The following is a 21,829-nucleotide window of genomic DNA, read 5'->3' as shown; positions in this document are numbered from 1 at the left end:
CCGGACGACGACCACCGCCCCGCACCTCCTGGTACGGGGCCGGTGGTCGTCAATCCGCCTTGCGGAGCAGGTGTTTGGCGACCTTGCCGCCGGCATTGTGCGGGAGCGAGTCGATGAAGACGACCTCGCGGGGCACCTTGTAACCGGCGAGACGGGAGCGCGACCATTCGATGACCGCGGCCGGATCGAGGGTGGTGCCGTCGCGCGGGACGATCACCGCACGACCCACCTCGCCCAGGCGGGGGTCGGGGATGCCGATGACGGCGACGTCGTGGATGTCGGGGTGTTGCAGGAGTATTCGCTCGATTTCGGCGGGGTAGGCGTTGAAGCCGCCCACTATGTACATGTCCTTGAGACGGTCGGTGATGCGGAGGTAGCCCTCGTCGTCGAGGGTGCCGATATCGCCGGTGTGCAGGTAGCCGTCGGGATCGATGGCGGCGGCCGTGGCTTCGGGGTCGTCGAGGTAGCCCTGCATGACATTCGGGCCCTTGACGGTGACCTCGCCGGGCTCGCCGGGCGGGACGGGGACGCCGTCGCGGTCGAGGAGGCGGATTTCGGTGCCGGGGAGGGCTTTTCCGACCGTGCCGGCGATGAGGTCGGCGGGGGAGTCGGGCGGGCAGACCGTGACCACGCCGATGGATTCGGTGAGGCCGTAGGCGGTGAAGACGTAAGGGACGCGGAGGTCTTCGCGGATGCGTTCCACCAGTTCGGTGGGGACCGGGGCGCCGCCGGTGCCGGCCAGCCGGAGGGACCCGAGCATGTAGTCCTGGTGGCCGGCCTGCAGGAGATCGGTGAAAACCGTTGGCGGACCGGCCAGGACGGTGATGCGCTCGTTCTCGATGAGTTGCAGGGCGCGAGCCGGATCGAAACGTTCGATCGGGACCATGGTCGCGGTTTTCAGCAGGCAGGCGAGGATGCCGGCCTTGTAGCCGAAGGTGTGGGAGAAGGGGTTCACCAGCAGGTATCGGTCGCGGGCACGCAAGGTGACCGCATCCGCCCACAGGGAGAAGACCTCCAGGGTCTGCTGATGGGTGGCCAGTACGCCCTTGGGGGCGCCGGTGGTACCCGAGGTGAAGAGGATGTCGGAAATGGCGTCCGGCGCAATCTCGTCCAGGCGCTGCCGCACGGCCTCCGGGGGAATCGTGGTGCCGGGGGCGAGGAATCCGGCCCAGGAGCTGATGTCCCAGTCGGCGTCGCCCGCGCCGACCGCGTCGTCGAGCAGGATCAGGTTCTCCAGATCCGGTAGCGGACGCCCGGATTCGGCGAGCATGGCCGGGTAGTCGGCGCCCAGGAAGGTCTGCACCGTGCACACCGCCTTGGCGTGACTGCGGGCCAGCACCTCGGCGGTTTCCGGGCCGCGCAGGCGGGTGCTGATCGGGACCAGGGTCGCGCCCGCGCCGAGCATGCCCAGTGCGGTCACGATCCAGCGCAGGCCGTTGGGCGCCCATATGCCCACCCGGTCACCGGTTTCGAGGCCCGACGCCATGGCCGCCCGGGTCACCTCGTCCACCCGATCGGCCAATTCCGCGAAGGTCAACCGCCCTGCCGGCCCGGCGATCGCCACCGCGTCCGGGTACCGCCGTGCCCGGTCCGCCACCAGCGCCGGAACGGTCGTCACCGGGGCTGCGGGGGCTCGGGGGCTCAGCCGCCGATCCATGCGCCCATCCTGCCGTACCACCCCTGCCTCATTGCCCGTTTTCCCCGTGCCATCCCGCTGACCGGGCGTGCCAAGAGCATGTCCGGGCGGGTTCCGCTGATCGGGATGCGGCTTGGGTGTGCGGGCCGTCACGCGGCACGCTCGATAGATGTTCCCGAGGTGGGGTTCCGGGATGGGGATGAGTCCACGACATCGAAGGAGTGACATGACCGCCGAACTTGCGCAGCGACCCGGCAGCGTGGCGGATGCTGCCGCAGCGGACGTCGCCGTGGTCGAACTCGACGGCGCCTGCGGGCTGTCCCGCGAGAAGATCGGCGGCAAGGCGTGGAGCATCGACCACATGCGGGCGCTCGGCCTGCCCGTGCCCCCGGCCTTCGTGCTCACCACCGATGCCTGGGCCGATTACACCCGGCGCGGCGTGCTCGCCGACGAGATCTGGGCGCAGGTGCTGGCCGGGATCGCCGTCATCGAGCGCGGCACCGGGCGGCGCTTCGGATCCGCGGAACGGCCGCTGCTGGTGTCGGTGCGGTCGGGCGCGGCCATCTCCATGCCCGGCATGATGGACACCGTCCTCAATCTCGGTATGACCGATGCGGTGCAGCAGGCGCTCGCCGACGAGACCCGTAATCCCGCCTACGCCAATGACACTCGGCAGCGGTTCCTGCACCAGTACCGGGAAACCGTGCTCGGCGATCCGGCCGGGGCGGTGCCCGCGGATCCGTGGGAGCAGCTGCGCGGCGCGATCGAGGCCGTGTTCCGGTCGTGGGACTCGCCGCGCGCCAAGACCTATCGCGCCAATCGCGGGGTGTCCGGCACGCTCGGCACCGCGGTGACCGTGCAGGCCATGGTGTTCGGCAATCTGGACGAATGCTCCGGCACCGGAGTGCTTTTCAGTCGCAACCCCAATACGGGTCACGGGCCTGTCTACGGCGAATGGCTGGTCGGCGGGCAGGGCGAGGACGTGGTGTCCGGACGCACCACCCCGCGCCCGCTCGACGAACTGGCCGCCACCCAGCCGGAGGTGCACGAGCGGTTGATCGCCGCCGCACAGCTGCTGGAACAGGACGGCCGGGATATCCAGGACGTCGAATTCACCGTGGAATCCGGGACGCTGTGGCTGCTGCAGTCGCGGCCCGCCAAGCGGTCGGCGCGGGCCGCGGTGCGCGCCGCCGTTGCCATGGTGGCCGAGGACCTGATCAGCACGGACGAGGCGCTGCGCCGCATCACCGCCGACCAGGTGCGCGAGGTCCTGCGCCCGGCCTCCGGCGATACGACCGGACACGAGCCGCTCGCGCGCGGCGAATCCGCGTGCCCCGGACTGGCTTCCGGCATTGTCGTGACCGATCCCGACGAGGCCGAGACCCGCGCGGAGGCGGGCGAGGACGTCATTCTGGTGCGCCCCACCACCAGCCCCGACGATCTGCACGGCATGATCGCCGCCCGCGCCATCGTCACCGAATTGGGCGGCACCACATCGCATGCCGCGCTGGTCAGCCGCGAACTCGGCCGGCCCTGCGTGGTCGGCTGCGGACCGGGTGTCGTCGAGGCCCTTACCGGCAGGACCGTGACCGTCGACGGTGGGGCCGGCCTCGTGCTGCCCGGCGCGGTGGCGGGCAAGCCGGTCGAGCAGGCCGTGCTCGACGATGTCGCGCAACTCGGTCAATGGGCCGGCGTGACCGGTGAGCAGCTGGCCGACCGGCTGGAGAGTCGCAGTGCCGCAACGGAAAACAGTGAGCACGAAGAGGTTTCCGTGGACGCACCCGTGACCGAGCTGGCGCTGCTGCGCCTGGTCGGCATCAAGGGCCGGGTCAATGCCGACAACCTGGCCGCGAGCCTCGGCGCGGAGGCGAGCGAAATCGTCTCCCGCTGTGACGAATTGGTCGGCGCCGGGCTCTGCGCCACCACGCCCGCCGGCTTCCGGCTCACCCCCGAGGGCCGCCCGCGCCTGGAACTCCTCCTCACCGAGGAGCGTCGAACCGTCGACGCGGCCGCCCTGACCGCCGCCTACGACGAATTCTGCGTCTACAACGCGGATCTCAAGGTGATCATCACCGACTGGCAGATGAAGGACCCGGCCACCGTCAACGACCACGCCGACCCCGAGTACGACGCCGGCGTCCTGACCCGCCTCACCGCCACCCACCAGCGTCTGCGGCCCCTCATCCGGCGACTGGGCGGCCTCGCACCGCGCCTGGTGCGCTACACCGACCGTCTGGACCGCGCCGTCGAGCGCATCGGCGAGGGCGATCACACCTATGTGGCCCGCCCCATCATGGACAGCTACCACACGGTCTGGTTCGAACTCCACGAAGACCTCATCGGTCTGTGCGGCCTGACCCGCGCGGAAGAAGCGGCGGCCGGCCGTGCCCACTGAATCCCGCTGGGTCGACTTCGACCAGATCGACAATGTCCGCGACCTCGGCGGGCTCCCGGTGATCGGCGGCGGAACAACACGTTTCGGCGTGGCCTTCCGTTCGAGCACGCTGCAACAGGCCACCTGCGAGGACCTCACCCACCTCACCGGCGCCCTGGGCCTGCGTACTGTCATCGACCTGCGCCTGGCCGACGAAATCGAGCGCGAGGGCTATGGCCTGATCGGCACGGCCGACCTGCACATAGCCAACCTGCCGATCCGCAAATCGCCCCAATCCTCGCTGGCGGCAAGGGATCTGGTACCTGACAAGACCAGAGTGGACCTGGCCGACCTCTACAGTCAGCTGCTGGCGGGCAGTCCGGGCCATATCGTCGACGCTGTCCGCCTGGTCATCGATCCTGATCGCCACTCGGTCCTGTTCCATTGCGCCGCAGGCAAAGACCGGACGGGCGTCCTCGCCGCAGTCCTCCTGGACGCGGTGGGCGTCCACCTGACGGCCATCGCGAACGACTACGCCCTCACCAACGAGCGCATGCAACGCGTCCGCGACCGCCTCGACGCCCTTCCCTCCTACGCGGGCCTCCCGCCCGCCAATACCGGCATCCTCGCCGTCACCCCCGAAGTGATGCTCCGCTTCCTGGAAAACCTCTACGCCGATTACGGTGGCGCCGCCAAATGGCTTCTCTCCAATGGCCTCTCGGAAGCCGAGCTCGACCGGCTCCGCGAAGTACTGGTCGCTCCCTGATCGATCTCATTGCCGATCGATGATGACCTTGCCGTCGGCATCGGTGATGAACGGCAGGAGCTTTTCCGCCTCCTCGATGACGGCGGCTTCGTCGGCGGGGGAGAGCGGGTGCCACGGGGTCACCCGGATGGTGGAACCATCCAGGTCCCAACGGCCGTGGACGAAGCCGTCGACCAGGTACATCGGGACGCCGCCGGAGGCGATCTTGTTGATTCGTGCTCGATCCTCGTCGCTGATCATGCGGCGGCGGTCGCGATGGGCGAGCAGCGCATTGTCGAACGCGGGCAGGAAGCGGACCGGCGCCGGGGCGTCGGCGGGGGCCAGCGGGGCGTCCGGGACATCGAAGAGTTCGCGGCCGGATTCGTCCCGGAAGACACGCAGCCGCGGGCGGAGCCGGGTGATCACCTCGGCCAGGCGGGTCACGCCGGCCCAGGCCTGGATGTCGGCGGTGGTGGCCGGGCCGAAGGCGGTCAGGTAGCGGAGGATCATCGTTTCCGGCTGCGGGCCGGCGAGTGGTGTGTTCATCCACTCCTCGGCGAGGGAGACCGAGACGGAGTAGGAGCCCCAGGCGTTCCAGCGTCCCGCCTCGTTGTCGTGGACCAGGGGGTGGAGGTGGCCGAGGATGTGGACGAGGCGGCCGGGGTCGCGGTGCGGGAAGCGGTCGATGAGGGCTCGTCCGAGTTCGCGGCGGGCGACGGTGCGACCGGTGAGCAGTTCTTTTCCTGCCCCGGCGAATTCGCCGATGTCCAGGCCGGCGAGGGTTTCGCGGAAGTAGATGGCGCCGAGGGCCGCGCCCGGGTCGGGGCGGACCGTGGGGTAGAGCCAGCGGTAGTCGTCGGCGGCGGAGAGGTGGACGGTGCGGCGGATCGTGGTGGCGCGCACCACTGTTCGATCTTCCAGCAGGGTGGAGAGATCTTCGTGGCGGAAGCCGGTCAGGCGGGTCCACAGGCCCACATAGGGCCAGTTGGGGTCCTGGCCCTGCACGGCGACCAGGTGGCGGATCAGGTCGAGGGCGGGCATCGAGACCCGGGCGGCCAAGTGCTGGCGGAGCAGCAGGGTTCGGTTGAGCTCGCGCAGCGACAGTTCCTTCATGGGAACAGTGTCGGATCCATATAGGTCAGTTTCGGTCCTACATGGATCGGCGGCGGGGGACTATATGTGAGGAAGGGAGGACGTATGGCGCGGTCGGTGCAGGCGGGTGGCTTCCGGCGGATCTACGATCCGAGCGAACCGGGCGTGCCCTGGTACATCAACGATCACACGGTGATCCGCGGGCGGGACGGGCGGTGGCATCTGTTCGGGATCACGCACGCCGAGCCCGCCGACCCGTGGGATGAGCGCGAGTTCGCGCACGCTACCGCCGCGGACCTGCACGGGCCCTGGACCAAGCATCCATCGGTACTGACCGTGGACCGCGATGCCGGTGAGACCCATCTGTGGGCGCCGTTCGTGGTCGACGGCGGTGACCGGTATTTCATGTTCTACGACGGCGGTGGAACCGACCGCACGGCAACGGGAATCCATCTCGCCACTTCCACCGACCTCTTCGAATGGACCAGGCATCCGGGCAATCCGGTCTTTCGAGACGGCTACGACGCGCGCGACCCCATGCTCTTGCGACTCGGCGAGCAGTGGGTCATGTACTACTGCGCCACCAGCACTCCGGCGGGCGGTAATCATGTGGTCGCCTACCGGACCAGCACCGATCTGCTGAACTGGAGTGATCGCCGCATCGCCTACACCGATCTGCTCACCGGTACCGGCGCGGGCAATACCGAGTCACCTTTCGTACTGCGGCACAGGGATTCCTGGTACCTGTTCCTCGGCCCCCGCCCGGACTATCTCGGCACCGAGGTCTTCCGCAGTGACGACCCGTTTCACTTCGACCCCGCCGGCCGGGCCGGACACCTCCCCGCCCATGCCGCGGAGATCGTCGACGACGGCCGACTCTGGATCACCAGCGCCGGGTGGGGACAGGGCGGAGTCGCACTGGCTCCCTTGATCTTCCCGGGTTGATCGATTCTGCGGATTTCGGGCGTGGCGGGCGGGGTGAGCTGGAATTCTGGACCCCGAGTCGAGAGTCCACCCACTGCGGGAGGCAGGCATGGCCCGGATCGGCGTGATCAGTTTCTCCGACGGCCGCGACTACGTGCACGGCGGCATTGTCGGATTCATTCGGACGGTGGAGGATCGGCTGGTCGCCGAGCTGACCGCGGCCGGGCACACCGTGATTCGCGGGGTCGAGCCGGTCGCCGGCAATGACCAGGCGGTCGCGGTGGCGCGGCAGGTGCAGGCCGCGGGCGTCGATCTCACCGTGCTGCACTACGCGGTGTGGGCGTTCCCGCACTTCACCATGCTCGCGGCCGGGCAGTTGAACGGCCCGCTGCTGTTGCTGTCGAATATCGATCCGGTGCAGCCGGGCATGGTCGGCATGCTGGCGGCCGGCGGCGCGCTCGATCAGATCGGGCGCGCGCACGCCCGGCTGTGGGGCGATCCCGCCGATGCGGAGCTGATTGCCGCGGTCGGCGCGCGGGCGCGGGCCGCGGCGGCGGTGGCGAGCCTGCGCGGCAGTACCTTCGGGCGCATCGGCGGCCGGCCCATGGGCATGAACACCGCGGTCGCCAATACCGATCAGTGGCAGCGGCTGTTCGGCATCGATGTGGAGGAGATCGACCAGTGGGAGATCGTCCGCCGCGCCGAGCAGGCCGACGCCAAGGAGGCGGGCGCGGCGCGGGAATGGCTGGAACGCAGCACCGCCGGCGTCCACTACGACGGCCGCAAACTCACCCCCGAACTGCTGGAACGGCAGCTGCGCTCCTATCTGGCCATGCGGGATCTCATCGCCGAATGGCATCTGGACTTCTCCGGCATCAAGGGTCAGCCGGAGCTCACCCAGTACTTCGCCACCATGGACATCACCGAGGCCTTCCTCAACGACCCGTACGACTGGAACGGGCCCAAGGCCCCGCACGTGTGCGCCACCGAGGCCGATATGGACGGCGCGCTCACCATGCAGCTGCTCAAGCAGATCTCCGGCACCCCGGTGCTTTTCGCGGATGTCCGGCACTACCACGCCGACCGCGACATCTGGGATCTGTGCAATTCCGGCCAGCACGCCACCTGGTTCGCCGCTCGCAGTGACGATCCGGCGGAGAACCTGGCGCGCGTGCACCTGTATCCGGAGGTGTTCTTCTTCCCGGCGGGCGGCGCCTCCGTGCATCATCTGGCCGCGCCCGGGCGGATGACACTGGCCCGGCTCACCCGCAAGGCGGGCGACTACCGGATGCAGTTGATGCTCGGCGATTTCGAGACCTACGACGACGACACCAACGAGGCCTTGATGAAACAGTCCACCCGGGAGTGGCCGCACGCCTTCGCCCGCCTGGACGCCGAGGCGGGCGACTTCCTGAACCGCTTCGGCGCCAACCACATTCACGCGGTGCCGGGGGACCAGCGGGCGACCGTGCGGATCGCCTGCGAGCTGCTGGGCGTCACCCTCGACGAATTCTCCAGGGCGGGCTGACATGCTGCTCGGCATCGATATCGGCACCTCGGGCTCCAAGGGCGTGCTCGTCGACCGGAACGGCATGGTCGCCATGCGAGCCGAACGGCCGCACCGGGTTTCGACCCCGCGGCCGGGCTGGGTGGAACACGATGCCGAACGGGTGTGGTGGGCCGACTTCGTCACCATCGCGCGGGAACTGGTGGCCGCCGCCGACGGCGAACCCCTGGACGCGCTCGCGGTGAGCGGGATCGGGCCCTGTCTGCTACCCGCGGACGCCGACGGCAATCCGCTGCGCCCGGCCATCCTCTACGGCGTCGACACCCGCGCCGGCATCGAAATCGCGGAACTGGACGCGGAATTGGGCGCCGCGACGGTCCTGGAACGCTCCGGATCCCCGCTCACCAGTCAGGCGGTGGGGCCGAAACTACGCTGGCTCATCCGGCACGAGCCGCGCGTGTGGGCGGACACCCGCATGCTGCTGATGGCGAGTTCGTTTCTGGTGCACCGCCTCACCGGCCGCTACGTGCTCGATCATCAATCCGCCAGCCAATGCGTGCCCATGTACGACCTGATGGAACGCACCTGGGCGTGGGACTGGGCGGAGTCGGTCGCGCCGGGCCTGCGATTACCGGAGCTGGCCTGGCCCACCGAGATCGCCGGCCGGGTCACGCCCGAGGCCGCGGCCGCGACGGGCCTGCCCGCGGGATTGCCGGTCACCACCGGCACCATCGACGCGTGGGCGGAGGCGGCGGGCATCGGCGTGCGCGCGCCCGGCGACATCATGCTCATGTACGGCACCACCATGTTCCTCACCCAGGTGCTCACCGAGCCGACCCCGCATCCGGGCCTGTGGACCACCTGCGGAACCTGGCCCGGCACTTACACTCTCGCCGCCGGCATGGCCACCTCCGGCGCGGTCACCGATTGGCTGCGCACGCTCACCGGCGGTGATTTCACCGATCTGGTCGACGAGGCCGCGCAGGTGCCGCCGGGCAGCCGCGGTCTGCTGGTGCTGCCGTATTTCGCGGGGGAGCGGACGCCGCTGTTCGATCCGGAGGCGCGCGGCATGATCGCCGGGCTCACCCTGAGTCATGGCCGGCCCGAGCTGTATCGCGCTGTGCTGGAAGGCATCGGCTACGGGGTGCGCCACAATCTGGAGGCCATGGCCGCGGCGGGCGGGCAGGCCACCCGGCTGGTCGCGGTGGGCGGTGGCACCAAGGGCGGGTTGTGGACGCGCATCGTCTCCGATATCACCGGTCTGCCGCAACAGCTTCCGGCCGATACGGTGGGCGCCGCGCTCGGGGACGCGCTGCTGGCCGCGGCGGCCGTGGGCCTGGATACCGCCGGATGGAATCCGATAATCGCGACCATCGAACCGGATCCGGCGCGGACCGCGGGCTATGCGCACTACTACCGGCACTATCGCGCGCTGTACGAATCCACCCGTGCCACCGCGCATTTCCTGGCGGCGGAGCAGCATCGGGCGGCGGCGCGTCCCGGGTGTGGGTGAGGACACCTATCACCGTATTGGAAGGGATGCTCTAATTCATATGGAAGGTTCATTCCATATGAAAGGTGACATGCGATGACCATCGTCAATGTCCACTCCCGCCGCCTGCCCGTCCCCGCCGAGAAGGTCGGCGAGCTGGTGGAAACCTTCGGCGCACCGGGCGACCGCATCTGGCCGGGCCCGCCCTTCCCGGCCCTGCACATGGACGGCCCCCTCGGCGTCGGCGTCTCCGGCGGGCACGGCGGTAAGCGCTACACGATCATCGGCTACCAGCCGAACCGCTGGGTGCGCTTCGAATTCGAGCCCGGCGACCTGACCGGCTTCCACGAATTCACCATCCGGCCCATCGATGACGACCTCACCGAACTCCGGCACACCACCGTGCTCACCCTGAGCGGCACGGCCCGCCTACTCTGGCCCGCCGTGATCCAGTGGATGCACGACGACTGCCTCGAAACACTGCTGGACCGCGCCGAACGTGAACTCACCGGATCGGTCCGCAACCCGCACCCGGGCGACCGCTACGCCCGGCTGCTGCTGAACACCCGCGGCCTGCTCGCGCCGCGGGGGCTCCGGCTCTAGAACGTCAGTTCTGCCAGCGCGTGTTGTTGTAGCGGCGGTGGTGCGCGAACACGAAGAAGAACACCGGGAACAGGAAGAACGGCACGAAGTGCGTGGTCACCCCGACCGCGACGCCCAGCACGAGCAACGCGATCAGAATGAGCGGCACCGGCGTGCGCGGCCGGTACCCGCCCTGGGCCATCCGCCGCTGCGCGAGCGGCGGTGGCGGCGCGGGGATGGGCGCCGGGGTGGGCGTGGGCAGATCGGTGAACAGGGGCGTCAGTTCACCCACGGTCTTGGCCGCATAGGCGCGGCCCACCCGTTCGTCGTATTCATCGACGTCGAGCCGCCCGGCTGCGAAGTGCTTGCCCAGCGCCTCCGCGGCCTGCTCGCGTTCCGCAGTGCCGACGCGTAGTCCGGGCGCGCCGAACATCGCAGGGTTGAAATCGGTCATTGTGCCAACCGCCTAATCCGGGGACCAATCACGCTGTCCCCCAGCGTAGGCGCGTTTCGGGGGACGCGCCTGCGCCGGTTTGCGTATCCCGGCGTACGCCGGGCGGCGTACGGCCGATCGGGGATTGCACGGATGCTGCCTGCCCCCGGATTCGTGCGGGGGCTATTCGGAATCCGGCAGGTCGAGGCCCAATGTGCGGGCCAGGACGGCGATCTGGTCGGCGTAATGCGTGATGAATTCGGGCGAGCGGGGATCCACGCCGCAGACCCCCTCGACGACCTGCGGCAGCGTGGTCGGGGCCATGGCCGCGGACATGAGCATGACCAGCAGGCAGGCCGGATCCAGTGCGGCCGGGAAACGCCCGGCCGCCTGGAGTGCGCGCAGATCGGCCACGCCGGCGTCGAGCATGCGATTGCGCGCCTCGTGATCGGGATCGTCCGCGGGGCCGGTGTATTGCAGGCCGCTCCAGGCGAGCAGGCGTGCGCCCTCGGGATTGCGTTCCGCCTCCAGCGCGTATCGCCGCAGCTGTTCGGGCAGTGCGGTGCCGGGCGGGACCAGCTCGCGCTGCCGTTCCTGCCACAGCTGTGAAACAGCCTGGTAGAGGCCCTCTTTGCCGTCGAAGTAGTAGGAGATCAGCTGCACGTTGACGCCCGCACGGGCGGAGATGGCGCTGATGCGCGCGCCGGCATAACCGTGGGCGCCGAATTCGGCGACGGCCGCGTCGAGGATCAGCTTGCGGGTGCGCTCGGGATCGCGCTGCCGTTCCTGGGGCTTGGGTGACCTGCGAGGTTTCGACGACACGGCTGGATCGTACCGCTTTCCAGCAAAATCATGTATGAGGTTGAGTTAATCAAACAAACACTTGACAACGTTCAGTGATCGTTTGACGATGGGAGGGCGCCGCAGGTCGGCGGCGCACTTCACTCCTATGACAAGGACGGTCGAAATGTCGAAGCGCACCCGAGTGCTGATCGCGGGCGGAGGGATCGGCGGCCTCGCGCTGGCCCAGGCTCTATATCGGGACGGGCTGGATGCCGTCGTCTACGAACGCGACGCGGCCCTGCGGGCCCGCAATCAGGGCTACCGCATCCACATCAACCCCGACGGCAATGCCGCCCTGCGCGACTGCCTGCCGCCCGGCGTGTTCGACCTGGTGCGCGACACCAGCGGTAAGAACACCGAACTGGTCGCCGCCTACACGCACCGGATGGAACAGGTGATGGCGCAGACCTTCCCGGATCCGGGGCCGGACTTCATCACGCACGTGGACCGGGAGACCTTCCGGCAGGGCCTGTTCCACGGCCTCGACGACATCGTCCGATTCGGGCGGTCGGTGGCGGGCTACACGATCACCGAATCCGGCCGGGTGCGAGTGGAGTTCGCCGAGGGTGGCACGGACGAGGGCGACCTCCTGGTCGGCGCGGACGGGGTCGGTTCGGCCGTCCGCGGACAGCTGCTGCCGCATGCCGAGCCGCGCGATCTCGGACTGCGCTGCCTCTACGGGCGCATGCCCATCACCGAGGTCACCGAACCGCTCGTTCCGGCCGATTTCGAGCGCGGCTTCTGCTGGGTCGGCGACGAGCACGGCTGCGGATCGGGATTCGCGCCGCAGCGCTTCCGTACGAGACCTGAAGGGCGCGGGGACTATCTGATGACGACCCTTGTCGCGACCGTTGAACGGCTCGGCATCCCGGACGACAAGCTTTTCGCGCTCACGCCGGAGGAGCTGTGGCGGCTCACCCTCGACTCCAGCGCCGACTGGGACGACTCCGTGCGTGCACTGTTCGCCCACGCCGATCCGGAGACGTTCTGCCCCATCACCATTCGCGTGGGCGATCGCATCGAGCCGTGGCGTTCCGGCCCGGTCACCGTGCTCGGCGACGCGATCCACGCCATCTCCCCGACGGGCGGCATCGGCGCCACCACCGCGCTGCAGGATGCCGCCACCCTGGCCGGGGAACTGGTGGCCGCCGACCGTGGCGAGAAGCCGCTGACCGCGGCCGTCGCCGACTATGAAAGCGTGATGCTGCCCCGGGGTTTCGGCAATGTGGAGATGAGTGTCGCCATGGCCGCCCAGCTGTTCGGCCAGGCGGTCTGACCTCGCCTAAGGTTCCGCCTATGACGCGTTATCACCGCATCGCCGCGCAGGATCTGGGCCGCCTCGGCGCGCTGAGCGACGGCATCTTCGCCGTCGCCATGACCCTGCTGGTGCTGGATCTGCACGTGCCGGCCGCACAGGCCTGGAACGAGCGGGTGCTGTGGTCGGGTGGCGCGGTGTCCGCGGAGGAACCGGTGTGGCATGCGCTGACGCATGTCGGGCCGCAGTTCCTCATCTGTTTCCTGGGGTTCCTGACCCTCGGGATGTTCTGGATCGGCCAGCAGACCCAGCTGAATCTGATGGTGCGCGCGGATCGCACGCTGGCCTGGATCCACATCATGTTCCTGTTCGGAATCTGCCTGGTGCCCTTCGCCACCGCCCTGCTGGCGGCGTTCCCGCAGTCGCGGCTGGCGCTGCTGGTCTACTGGGTGGATCTGCTGTATCTGGGGCTGGTGCAGCTGGTGAGCCTGCGGTACGCGCGGCGGGCGGATCTGCTCTCCGAGGCCACCACGCCGGAGGACACGATGGCGATCCGGAAGCGGATCGCCATCGTCCAGGTGCTCTACGCGGTGTGTGTCGCGCTGTCCCCGATCAGTACCTATCTGAGCATCGGCCTGATCATCGCGTTGCAGCTGAATTCCGCTGTGTCGCCGCCGATCCGGCCGCTCAACCGGTTCTGATCAGACGGTGTCCAGCGGCGGCGGCTGCCATTTGTCAGGCCGGGTTTCCGCGAGCCGCCAAGGCTGCGCCGGGGGCGAAGGTCAGGGTGGTGAAGCGGTCGCCCATGAGGACGTGGGTGGCGGCGTCGGGATGGAGGCGGTCGGGGAGGGGGTGGGCTGCGGCGTCGGGGGCGCCGTAGATGTCGAGGCCGTTCAGGTAGTGCAGGTTGGGGTCCTCCTGGGCGCGTTCGGTGACGATGCGGGACAGTTCGGTGCGGATTCGGGTGAGGGTCAGGCGGGTGGGGTCGGTGGGGTCGCCGGTGGCGCGGAAAAGGATTGTGCCGTCGACGATTTCGGGGGCGATGGGGCCGGGGGTGTCCTCGTGGATGGGGCAGAGGATGGGGGAGACGATGAGGAGCGGGGTGGTGGGGTGGCCATCCCGGATGGTGTCGAGGAAGCCGTGCACGGCGGAGGTGAAGCTGCGCATCCGCAGAGCGTCGGCATTGACGAGGTTGATGCCGATGGCGAGGCTGATCGCGTCGGCGGGGGTGTCGCGGATGGTGCGGGCCACGAACTGATCGAGCAGGGCGTTGCCGCGCAGGCCGAGGTTGATCAGGTTCACGCCGGCGCGGCGGGCGGCGATGGCGGCCCAGGTCGCGGTGGGGCGTTCGGCATTGGAGCCGTGGCTGATCGAGCTGCCGTAGTGCACCCAGGTCCGCTCGGGGGCAGGCGCGGGTTCGACCGGCGCGTCGGTGCGCAGGGCGATGAGCTCGGCGGTCTCGGTGTGCGGCAGCCAGATCTCGACGTTCTTCATGGTGCCGGGCAGGTCGGTGAAGCGCACGGCGCCGGCGGGGCCGGCGTCGGTGGTCATCGCTCCGGTGGCCGCGTCGATGGTGTGCAGGATGCCGGTGGAAATGCTTGCCGCGCCGGACAGTTCGCCGTCGACGACCATTTCGTAGACGCCGAGCGGGAGGCTCAGGCCGTTGCTGTAGGCGATCCGGGTGGGGAGCGCCTCGAGCTCGATGACGGTCGCGCGGGTCCGGAAGGCGACGCGCACGCCGGTGGGCTGCGCCTCGACCATGGTGAGGAAGCCGTCGGCGAACTGCCGGCGAGCCCCGGCGGGCAGGCGATGGGGTTGTACGCCGTGCGCGGTGCGCTCGAGTTCGATGGCGCCGCGGACGAGTTTCTCGTCGATCGGGGTGGTGATCAGGTCGGTCATGATGTCCTCGGGTATCGGTGTCAGGGCGCCAGGCGGTAAGTGCGCCGGGCGGTTTCGGAGAAGAGCGCGGACAACTCGGTGTCCGAGGCTCCGGAGGCGAGTCGCTTGAAGGTGTTCCACAGCGTCGCGTAGCCGGTGCCCATCTTCTCCACGGGGAAGTTGCTCTCGAACATGCAGCGTTGCGGCCCGAAGGCGTCGATGCACACGTCGAACCACGGCTGCCACAGGGCGGCAAGCTCTTTCGAGGTGGGCGGCACGGATGCCCGCGGATAGTCGTAGGCCGCCGCGCAGCCCAGAATGCCGCCGAGCTTGCACACCACAGTGGGCCGCCGTGCCAGCGCGCGAATTCCGCGCTCCCACACGGCGAAATGCTCGTCGCGATCGCTCGCGTACGGGCCGAAGCCGAGCGGGCCGCCGCAGTGGTCGAGCACCAGTCGCGCCGCGGGCGCCGCGTCCGCCAGCGCGGCGGCGTCGGCCAGTTGCGGGGACAGCAGCCACAGGTCCAGGGCGAGACCGGATTCCGCGACCGTGCGCGCGCCCGCTTGGATTCCGGGCTCGGTGAGCAGGTGCGGCCGATTGGCCGGCGGTCCCAGCTGTATCCGCGGGTCGGCATCCCAGGCGGCATTGAACCGGACTCCGCTGAACCGGCCCTGGCCGGCGATGACGTGCTGTTCCAGCACCTCGGCGACGGCCGCGCCCAGTCCGAGATCGGCGGAGCCGATGATTCCGGCCGCCACGCGTGTCGGACCGCCGGCGGCGTCGCTCGCCGCGGCCAGTGCCGCGATGTGCTCGGTTTCGCCGACCGGCCGCAGGTGCTGCGGTCCGTCGGTGCGGTAGGCGGAGTGGCATTCCGCGTGCACGGTGGTCGTCACGCGGTGGCCGCTGCCGGTGTCGGCGGCGAATTCCGCCGGGAGGTAGCGGAATCCGGGGGTGTCCCAGAGGTGGTGGTGCGGATCGACGATGGGCAGGTCCGGGAGCAGGATCTCCTCGCGCTCCTGCTGAGCGAGCCAGGGCTCGTCGGGCGGGAAGATCCGGCCGAAGTCGGTCGGTCGTGCGTTCATGAGACAGGACAGTAATCCACCTAGAGGTTCTAGGCAAATTACTTGGAGAACTATGCGATAAGCTCGGCACCGTGGTGAAAACACGAGTGACCGCCGAGGCGCTGGTCGTGGCGGCGGCGGACATGGCCGACGAGGTCGGGTTCGACAACGTCACCGTCATCGCCTTGGCGCGGCGCTTCGGGGTGAAGGACGCGAGCCTGTACTCGCACATCAAGAATGTGCGGGAGCTGCGTGAACGGGTGGCGGCGCTGGCCCTGACCGAGCTCGCAGACAAGGCCGCCGACGCGCTGGCCGGGCGGGCGGGCAAGGATGCGCTGATCGCCTTCGCGGGCGCTTATCGGGACTACGCCAAGGCGTATCCGGGCCGGTATGCGGCCGGTCAGCTCGATATCGACGCCGATTCCCCGGCGGTGCCCCCGGCCCGCCGGCATGCCGAGCTCACCCGGGCCCTGCTGCGCGGCTACAACCTGGCCGAACCCGGCGAGACCGATGCCGTGCGCTTCCTGAGCGGCGCCCTGCACGGCTATGTGAGCATCGAGAAGTCCGGGGGTTTCCGGCATTCCGCTCGCGATGTGGACGCGTCCTGGGCGCGCTCGCTCGACGCGCTGGATGCCGTACTCCGGAATTGGCCGTCCGACTGAGGGCAGAATGCTGAGGATGAGCGACTGGAACACGAACATCATCGAGGAGTTTCGCGCTAACGAGGGACGAGTCGGTGGCCCGTTCGAGGGTGCGCCGATGGTGCTGGTGCATCATCGCGGGCGCAAGTCCGGCAAGCAGTCGGTGACGCCCATGATGTACCTGCAGGACGAGCAGGATCCGGGTCTCGTCTACATCTTCGCGTCCAAGGCCGGCGCCCCGACCAATCCCGACTGGTACTACAACCTCACCACGGCGGGGTCGGGTGATGCGGAGATCGGCACCGAGACCTATCCGGTGACGGTCACCGAGGTGACGGGCGCGGATCGGGATCGCATCTATGCCGAACAGGCGCGCCGCTTCCCGGGTTTCGCGGAGTACGAGCAGAAGACCGCGGGGATCCGGACGATTCCGGTGCTGGCCCTGCATCGTTCCTGATAGATACCGGGCGGTCGTCCAAGGATTCTGGAACGTAAGGCAAATTTCGTATCCGGATGGTATGACTTGCGCGTGGCATGGACTTTGCGGCTCAGCGAGGACGAAGAGGCTGCGCTGAGCGCGCAGGCGGTGGTCGAAGGGCGATCCAAACAGGAGATCACCCGGGACGCCATCCGTACCTACCTGACCAGACAGCGCACCTGGGACGACTACCTGTCGGAAGGCCCGGTCGTCTTCGGATAGGTAATCGTCCGGGGATGCTCAGGGGTAGTACGCATCCCGTATCTCGGCATACCGCTCGCGCACGGCCGTGCCGATACCCGCCGCGAGCGGATGGAATTCGGTGCCCGCCGGGCTGGCCCAGCGCGGCGGCACCGGTCCGCCGCGCAGCGCCCACGCGGCCTGGCGGGCCGCACCCAGCGCGACGTACTCGCCCGGATGGGGCACCGTCACCGTGCGCCCGAAAATCGTTGCGGCGGTATGGGAGATCAAGCGTGACCGCGCCGCGCCGCCGATGAGCAGAATGCGCTGCGGCACCGTCGGCAGCCGATCGAAGGATTCGGCGATATTGCAGAGCATGCCCTCGATGGCGGCCCGCGCCAGATGATGCGGGCGCATGGTGTGCGGCCGCAGCCCGTGCAGGCTGCCGGTGGCATGCGGCAGGTTCGGGGTCCGCTCACCGGTCAGGTACGGGAGCATGGTGAGCCCGTCCGCGCCCGCCGGGGATTGTGCGGCAAGGAATTCCAATCCCGACAGGTCGGTTCCCAGCAGTGTCGCGGTGGCCTCCAGCACGCGCGCGGCATTCAGCGTGCACACCAGCGGCAGGAACGCCCCGGTGGCATCCGCGAAACCGTTGACCGCGCCCGAGGGATCCGCGCTGGGCGAGGCGGCCCGGGTGAACACGGTGCCGCTGGTGCCCAGCGACACCACCACATCGCCCTCCTCGATGGCCAAACCGAGTGCGGCCGCGGCATTGTCGCCGGTGCCGGCCGCCACCAGCCGCCCGCCCGGGGTGTGCCCGGCGATCTCCGCGGGCGCCAGCACCCGGGGTAGCACGGGCGTCCGGCCGCGGAAGGCCAAGGACAGCAGGTCCGTTCGGTAGTTCCCGCCGGCGGGCGACCAGTACCCGGTCCCGGAGGCGTCGCCGCGGTCGGTGGTGGGTTCGGTGGCCGGATCCCCGCCGCGCAGTTGCCAGGTCAGGTAGTCGTGGGGGAGCAGTACCCGCACGGTGCGGTCGGCGAGTTCGGGTTCGTGGTCGGCGAACCAGCGCAGTTTGGCGACGGTGTGCGCGGCGAGCGGGACGCTGCCCACGGCATCGGCCCAGGCCTGCGGACCGCCCAGTTCGACGACGAGTTGCTCGGCCGCCTCCGCCGAGCGAGTGTCGTTCCACAGCAGCGCGTCCCGCACCGGATGCCCGGCCGCGTCGAGCACGACGAGGCCGTGCTGCTGCCCGGCCACCGCGATGGCCTCCACATCGCGCATCATGCGATCGGTGGCCGCGCGCAAGGCCTCCCACCACATATCGGGTGGCACCTCGGTGCCGTCGTGGTGCGGGATCTGCCGCTGGCGCAGCACCGTTCCGGTGTCCGCGTCGCACACCACGATCTTGCAGGACTGCGTGGACGAATCCACTCCGGCAACGACCGTCATTGGCCCCTACCCGTCTTATCGTGCCGCCCGTCGGGGATGCAGCTGGATCTTGCGGCCGGTGCCCGCGCGGAAGGTCCGCAGGGCATCGCCGAATTCGTCGAGCGCGAAGTCGTGGGTGATCACCGTGTCGGCGTCGATGACGCCTTCCCCCATGAGGTCCACCGCGCGCCCGAAGCTGTGCAGGACCGCCATGGAGCCGACGATGGTGATCTCGTCGTTGTAGATGCGGAACGGTGAGATGGCCGCCCGCGCCGTCGCCGCGGCGACGCCGAATTGCTGATACGTGCCGCCGCGGCGCACCCGCGACAGCCCGTCCTCGATGGCGCCGACCGCGCCGCTGCATTCGATGACGATCTCCCAGCCCTGCGGCCGGTCCATCTCGTCGGCGGAGCTGGTGGCGGCGTCCGCGCCCAGGGTGCGGGCCATGGCCAGCCGGTCGGGATTGGCGTCCACCATGGACACCGAGGCCGCGCCGGCCGCGATGGCGAGCTGCAGCATGAGCAGGCCCATGGTGCCCGCGCCGTAGATCAGATAGTGGGTGCCGAGTTGCCGTGGCAGCACGTCGAATCCGTGGACGGCGCACGAGAGCGGTTCGACCAGTGCGCCTTGCGCGGCGCTCAGGTGCGCGGGCAGCCGATAGCAGTTGGCGGCGGGCACTTTCACGAATTCGGCCATGGCGCCGTCGACGGTGTCGCCGATGGCTCCCCAGTTCTCGCACAGGTTGCCGCGGCCGATGGCGCAGTAGTGGCAGCGCCCGCAGAACAGCGAGGGGTCCACCGCGACGCGGTCGCCGACGCGCACGCCCGACCCGTTCTTCGCGATCACCGGCTGGGGGCCGAGAGCGACCACCTCACCGGCGAATTCGTGGCCCGGGATGATGGGATAGGGCGTCGGCGGGAATTCGCCTTCCACGATATGGATATCCGTACCGCATATCCCGACGGCATCGACTCGGATGACGGCTTCGCCGGTACCCGGTGCCGGGTCCGGCACCGTGTTCACCGAGAACTGTCCAGGCTTCTCGACGAGCAACGCGCGCATAGCAATACCATGCACCCGCACCGGTGCTATTCGATGCGTTTTACCCAATCGCAATCGCAGAATTGATGTGGGTGGTTCACGGGAGTGCGTGGTACCACAGTGCCGTACTGGCGATGTGCGCCTGCTCGAGCGGCAGGTAGTGCCCGTCCTCGCGCCAGCCGAGCGCCTGCACGGTGACCCGCAGGGAGTCCTCGAAACAGATGGGATCGGGAATGTGCCAGCGGTACATGCCGAAACGCTGGTGCGGTTCGTAGATTCGATGCGGCGGGATCACCTGCACCATGCCCAGATAGGGGGTGGAGTAGGGGCGATAAGCGCCTTCGAGATCGAAATTCCAGGCGCCGCCGAAATAGTCCTCGGTGCCGGTGCCGCAGATGGTCGGGTATTCGGCATCGTCGTCGAGATAGAACTTCAGTTCGCCCTCGCCCCACCAGCCGTCGGCGCGCGGTTGCACGGCGAGATACGTTCCGGCGTACCGGCCGGGACCGCCGCCGGTCTCCAGGATGGGATGGACGGCCGGGGCGCCGAGCGGGTCACTGCAGCGCCAGGTGGCGTGCAGATAGCCGGATAGGTCCGGAATGTCTTCCTCTACATAGGTGATCTGGTAGTAGACCGGCACGTGCCGGTCGGCGCCGTTGTGCAACGTGACCAGCGCATGCGAATGGAAGGGCATGGGCCAGTAGCTGTTCAGCCCGCCCGCCGGCGCCACCACGATCTGCTGCGAATTGACCAGCGCCAGCTGATCCCAGCCATTGCAGAAGAAGTCGCCGAGCGGGACCGCTATCGCGGGTTCGGGCGCGCCGTCCCAGTACATCTGCAAGGTGAAGTCCCGCAGGATCGACCGATCCGTGGTGAGCCACAGATGCCGGATCACCCCGGGCCCGGAAATGTCTGCGAGGGTGACGGTTTCGCCTGGTCCCAGATCTATCGAGGGCGAGACCTTCCAGCCGCGGCCCAGTCCGGCGGCGGCGAAGGCGCCGGTACCGGCAATGGCTCGCCCGCCCGCACCGGGCTCACCGGTGGGGTTCTCCGCGCTGATCGAGCGCGTCCGTCGCGTGTCGAGATGCCAGATCTCCTGCACCACGCGAATTTTGGCATGTTAAACGGGTCTGTGTATCGGACATGGCCGTGTCCCGGCATAAGAATGCCCGGCACTTCCCGCGGCTCCACCTCCCCGCGCCGGAGTGCCGGGCATCGGAAATCAGATCATCAGCCCAGTAGCTTGGCCTTCAAGGCACTCACGGTGCCGCTGTCGATGCCCAGCCCCTGCGACAGGAAGTTGTCGAAGGAGCCGAAGCTCTGTCGCACCTGCTCGTCCGCGGCGTTCAGGAAGCTCGCGTCCACGCCCAGGATCGGGTCGAACAGTTTCGGGTCGGTGACCAGGCCCTTGGCCACCAGCGCGTCCATCTCCGCCTTGTTGGAGGCGGCGAGCAGATCGTTGGACTCCAGGTAGTTGGCGTAGATGTCCAGCTTCGAGGCGCCCAGCGCCTGCAGCAGGATGGCGGTCATCCAGCCGGTCCGGTCCTTGCCGGCGCTGCAGTGGTACATGACCGGGCCGTTGTCGCCGGCGATCTCCTTCAGCGTGGCCGCGAACTGGCCGCGTGCGGTCGCATCGGTGACCATCCACTTGTAGTAGTCGATCATGATCTGCCTGCCCTTGCCGTCACCCAGCTCCTGCTGCTGCACGGTCGGGCCGCCCTCGATGGCCTTGGACACGAAGACGTAGAAATCGTTGGCGGGGTCGTAGATCGGGAGCGGTTCGTCCGGAATCGAGGACGGCACCTGATCGGGGCTCGCCGCCGCTTCGGTCGGGCTACGGAAATCGATGATCTTCACGATGCCCGCCGAGACCAGCTTCTGCTGATCGTCGGAGGTCAGCGCATTGAGGGCGTCGGAACGGAAGACGGTGCCCGCCTTGATATCGCCCCCGTCGACATGGATACCGCCCAGATCCCGGGCATTGGGTGCACCGGACAGGCCCATGACATTGCCCTGCGAGGACTGCATCATGGGCGCGGCGGGCGCCGCCAGCGCGGGGGTGAGGGTGACCGGGGAAACGGCGATGAGCGCGGCGGCCACACCGGTCAGTGTGCCGCGGACTACGCGCGAAATCGTCACTACTTGTATTTCCTTTCCTTCTCGGACCGGAGCAATGGGTCTCCGGTCCGGGTTCTGCGCACGACCCATCGCGCGGCGGCACCCGGTCACGTGCCGCCGC

Annotated in this window: 21 protein-coding genes; 11 read left to right on the top strand and 10 right to left on the bottom strand. The window is 68.9% G+C overall.

The features are described 5' to 3' along the window. Window positions 1-49 precede the first annotated feature (49 nt). On the bottom strand, window positions 50-1,657 hold the full coding sequence (locus tag ACH438_RS10435) for a FadD3 family acyl-CoA ligase (protein ID WP_397003458.1): 1,608 nt from the start codon (window positions 1,655-1,657) through the stop codon (window positions 50-52). A 205-nt stretch (window positions 1,658-1,862) separates the two neighbouring features. Here ACH438_RS10435 and ACH438_RS10430 point away from each other — a divergent pair, with 205 nt between their 5' ends. Both ACH438_RS10430 and ACH438_RS10425 read left to right on the top strand, forming a co-directional pair. Continuing rightward, complete coding sequence (locus ACH438_RS10430; protein WP_397003455.1) at window positions 1,863-4,031, top strand: pyruvate, phosphate dikinase; 2,169 nt, start codon at window positions 1,863-1,865, stop codon at window positions 4,029-4,031. After that, entirely contained in the window at window positions 4,021-4,776 is a 756-nt protein-coding gene (locus ACH438_RS10425; RefSeq protein WP_397003453.1) for a tyrosine-protein phosphatase, read from the top strand. The genes ACH438_RS10430 and ACH438_RS10425 overlap by 11 nt, the downstream gene beginning before the upstream one ends. A gap of 6 nt (window positions 4,777-4,782) precedes the next feature. Here ACH438_RS10425 and ACH438_RS10420 read toward each other — a convergent pair whose 3' ends face one another. Next, entirely contained in the window at window positions 4,783-5,868 is a 1,086-nt protein-coding gene (locus ACH438_RS10420; protein ID WP_397003451.1) for a winged helix DNA-binding domain-containing protein, read from the bottom strand. Window positions 5,869-5,952: 84 nt separating this feature from the next. Here ACH438_RS10420 and ACH438_RS10415 point away from each other — a divergent pair, with 84 nt between their 5' ends. The 4 genes from ACH438_RS10415 (at window position 5,953) to ACH438_RS10400 (ending at window position 10,373) form a co-directional block, all read left to right on the top strand. After that, on the top strand, window positions 5,953-6,792 hold the full coding sequence (locus ACH438_RS10415; RefSeq protein ID WP_397003449.1) for a glycosyl hydrolase family 32: 840 nt from the start codon (window positions 5,953-5,955) through the stop codon (window positions 6,790-6,792). An 88-nt stretch (window positions 6,793-6,880) separates the two neighbouring features. Further along, window positions 6,881-8,299, top strand: a complete 1,419-nt coding sequence (locus ACH438_RS10410; RefSeq protein ID WP_397003447.1) for an L-fucose/L-arabinose isomerase family protein — start codon at window positions 6,881-6,883, stop codon at window positions 8,297-8,299. 1 nt (window position 8,300) lies between these two features. Continuing rightward, on the top strand, window positions 8,301-9,791 hold the full coding sequence (locus ACH438_RS10405; protein ID WP_397003445.1) for an FGGY-family carbohydrate kinase: 1,491 nt from the start codon (window positions 8,301-8,303) through the stop codon (window positions 9,789-9,791). 75 nt (window positions 9,792-9,866) lie between these two features. After that, window positions 9,867-10,373: an SRPBCC family protein gene (locus tag ACH438_RS10400; protein WP_397003443.1), complete on the top strand. Its 507-nt coding sequence runs from the start codon at window positions 9,867-9,869 to the stop codon at window positions 10,371-10,373. A gap of 4 nt (window positions 10,374-10,377) precedes the next feature. Here ACH438_RS10400 and ACH438_RS10395 read toward each other — a convergent pair whose 3' ends face one another. Together ACH438_RS10395 and ACH438_RS10390 are read right to left on the bottom strand one after the other, a co-directional pair. Then, window positions 10,378-10,806 carry a DUF1707 domain-containing protein gene (locus ACH438_RS10395; protein ID WP_397003441.1) on the bottom strand — a complete coding sequence of 143 codons (429 nt, stop codon included), beginning with the start codon at window positions 10,804-10,806 and terminating at the stop codon, window positions 10,378-10,380. 162 nt (window positions 10,807-10,968) lie between these two features. Beyond that, window positions 10,969-11,607: a TetR/AcrR family transcriptional regulator gene (locus ACH438_RS10390; RefSeq protein ID WP_397003439.1), complete on the bottom strand. Its 639-nt coding sequence runs from the start codon at window positions 11,605-11,607 to the stop codon at window positions 10,969-10,971. Window positions 11,608-11,752: 145 nt separating this feature from the next. Here ACH438_RS10390 and ACH438_RS10385 point away from each other — a divergent pair, with 145 nt between their 5' ends. Then, window positions 11,753-12,904, top strand: coding sequence for an FAD-dependent oxidoreductase (locus tag ACH438_RS10385; RefSeq protein WP_397003437.1), 1,152 nt, complete (start codon window positions 11,753-11,755; stop codon window positions 12,902-12,904). 20 nt (window positions 12,905-12,924) lie between these two features. Beyond that, window positions 12,925-13,584 carry a TMEM175 family protein gene (locus ACH438_RS10380; protein ID WP_397003435.1) on the top strand — a complete coding sequence of 220 codons (660 nt, stop codon included), beginning with the start codon at window positions 12,925-12,927 and terminating at the stop codon, window positions 13,582-13,584. 34 nt (window positions 13,585-13,618) lie between these two features. Here the strand turns inward: ACH438_RS10380 and ACH438_RS10375 are convergent, their stop codons facing one another. Then, the gene (locus ACH438_RS10375; RefSeq protein WP_397003433.1) at window positions 13,619-14,782 is read right to left on the bottom strand and encodes an SGNH/GDSL hydrolase family protein; all 1,164 of its coding nucleotides are present in this window, start codon (window positions 14,780-14,782) and stop codon (window positions 13,619-13,621) included. A gap of 20 nt (window positions 14,783-14,802) precedes the next feature. Then, window positions 14,803-15,843, bottom strand: a complete 1,041-nt coding sequence (locus ACH438_RS10370; RefSeq protein ID WP_397003431.1) for an amidohydrolase family protein — start codon at window positions 15,841-15,843, stop codon at window positions 14,803-14,805. A 71-nt stretch (window positions 15,844-15,914) separates the two neighbouring features. Here ACH438_RS10370 and ACH438_RS10365 point away from each other — a divergent pair, with 71 nt between their 5' ends. The 3 genes from ACH438_RS10365 (at window position 15,915) to ACH438_RS10355 (ending at window position 17,163) form a co-directional block, all read left to right on the top strand. Then, window positions 15,915-16,484, top strand: a complete 570-nt coding sequence (locus tag ACH438_RS10365) for a TetR/AcrR family transcriptional regulator (RefSeq protein WP_397003429.1) — start codon at window positions 15,915-15,917, stop codon at window positions 16,482-16,484. Between the two features lie 7 nt (window positions 16,485-16,491). After that, the gene (locus ACH438_RS10360) at window positions 16,492-16,920 is read left to right on the top strand and encodes a nitroreductase family deazaflavin-dependent oxidoreductase (RefSeq protein ID WP_397003427.1); all 429 of its coding nucleotides are present in this window, start codon (window positions 16,492-16,494) and stop codon (window positions 16,918-16,920) included. A 72-nt stretch (window positions 16,921-16,992) separates the two neighbouring features. After that, window positions 16,993-17,163, top strand: coding sequence for a CopG family transcriptional regulator (locus ACH438_RS10355; RefSeq protein ID WP_397003425.1), 171 nt, complete (start codon window positions 16,993-16,995; stop codon window positions 17,161-17,163). Window positions 17,164-17,181: 18 nt separating this feature from the next. On the opposite strand, the gene xylB is transcribed toward ACH438_RS10355, so the two are convergent. The 4 genes from xylB to ACH438_RS10335 all read right to left on the bottom strand — a co-directional run bounded on the left by xylB (window position 17,182) and on the right by ACH438_RS10335 (window position 21,729). Continuing rightward, entirely contained in the window at window positions 17,182-18,570 is a 1,389-nt protein-coding gene (gene xylB / locus ACH438_RS10350) for a xylulokinase (protein WP_397003423.1), read from the bottom strand. A gap of 15 nt (window positions 18,571-18,585) precedes the next feature. Then, entirely contained in the window at window positions 18,586-19,611 is a 1,026-nt protein-coding gene (locus ACH438_RS10345; RefSeq protein ID WP_397003421.1) for a zinc-dependent alcohol dehydrogenase family protein, read from the bottom strand. A 76-nt stretch (window positions 19,612-19,687) separates the two neighbouring features. Next, entirely contained in the window at window positions 19,688-20,692 is a 1,005-nt protein-coding gene (locus ACH438_RS10340) for a glycoside hydrolase family 172 protein (protein ID WP_397003419.1), read from the bottom strand. A gap of 128 nt (window positions 20,693-20,820) precedes the next feature. After that, on the bottom strand, window positions 20,821-21,729 hold the full coding sequence (locus tag ACH438_RS10335; RefSeq protein ID WP_397003417.1) for a tyrosine-protein phosphatase: 909 nt from the start codon (window positions 21,727-21,729) through the stop codon (window positions 20,821-20,823). Between the last annotated feature and the right edge of the window lie 100 nt (window positions 21,730-21,829).

This window comes from Nocardia sp. NPDC020380 (assembly GCF_044386975.1).
GTDB lineage: Bacteria > Actinomycetota > Actinomycetes > Mycobacteriales > Mycobacteriaceae > Nocardia.
This window is presented reverse-complemented; position numbering and strand designations above follow the sequence as displayed.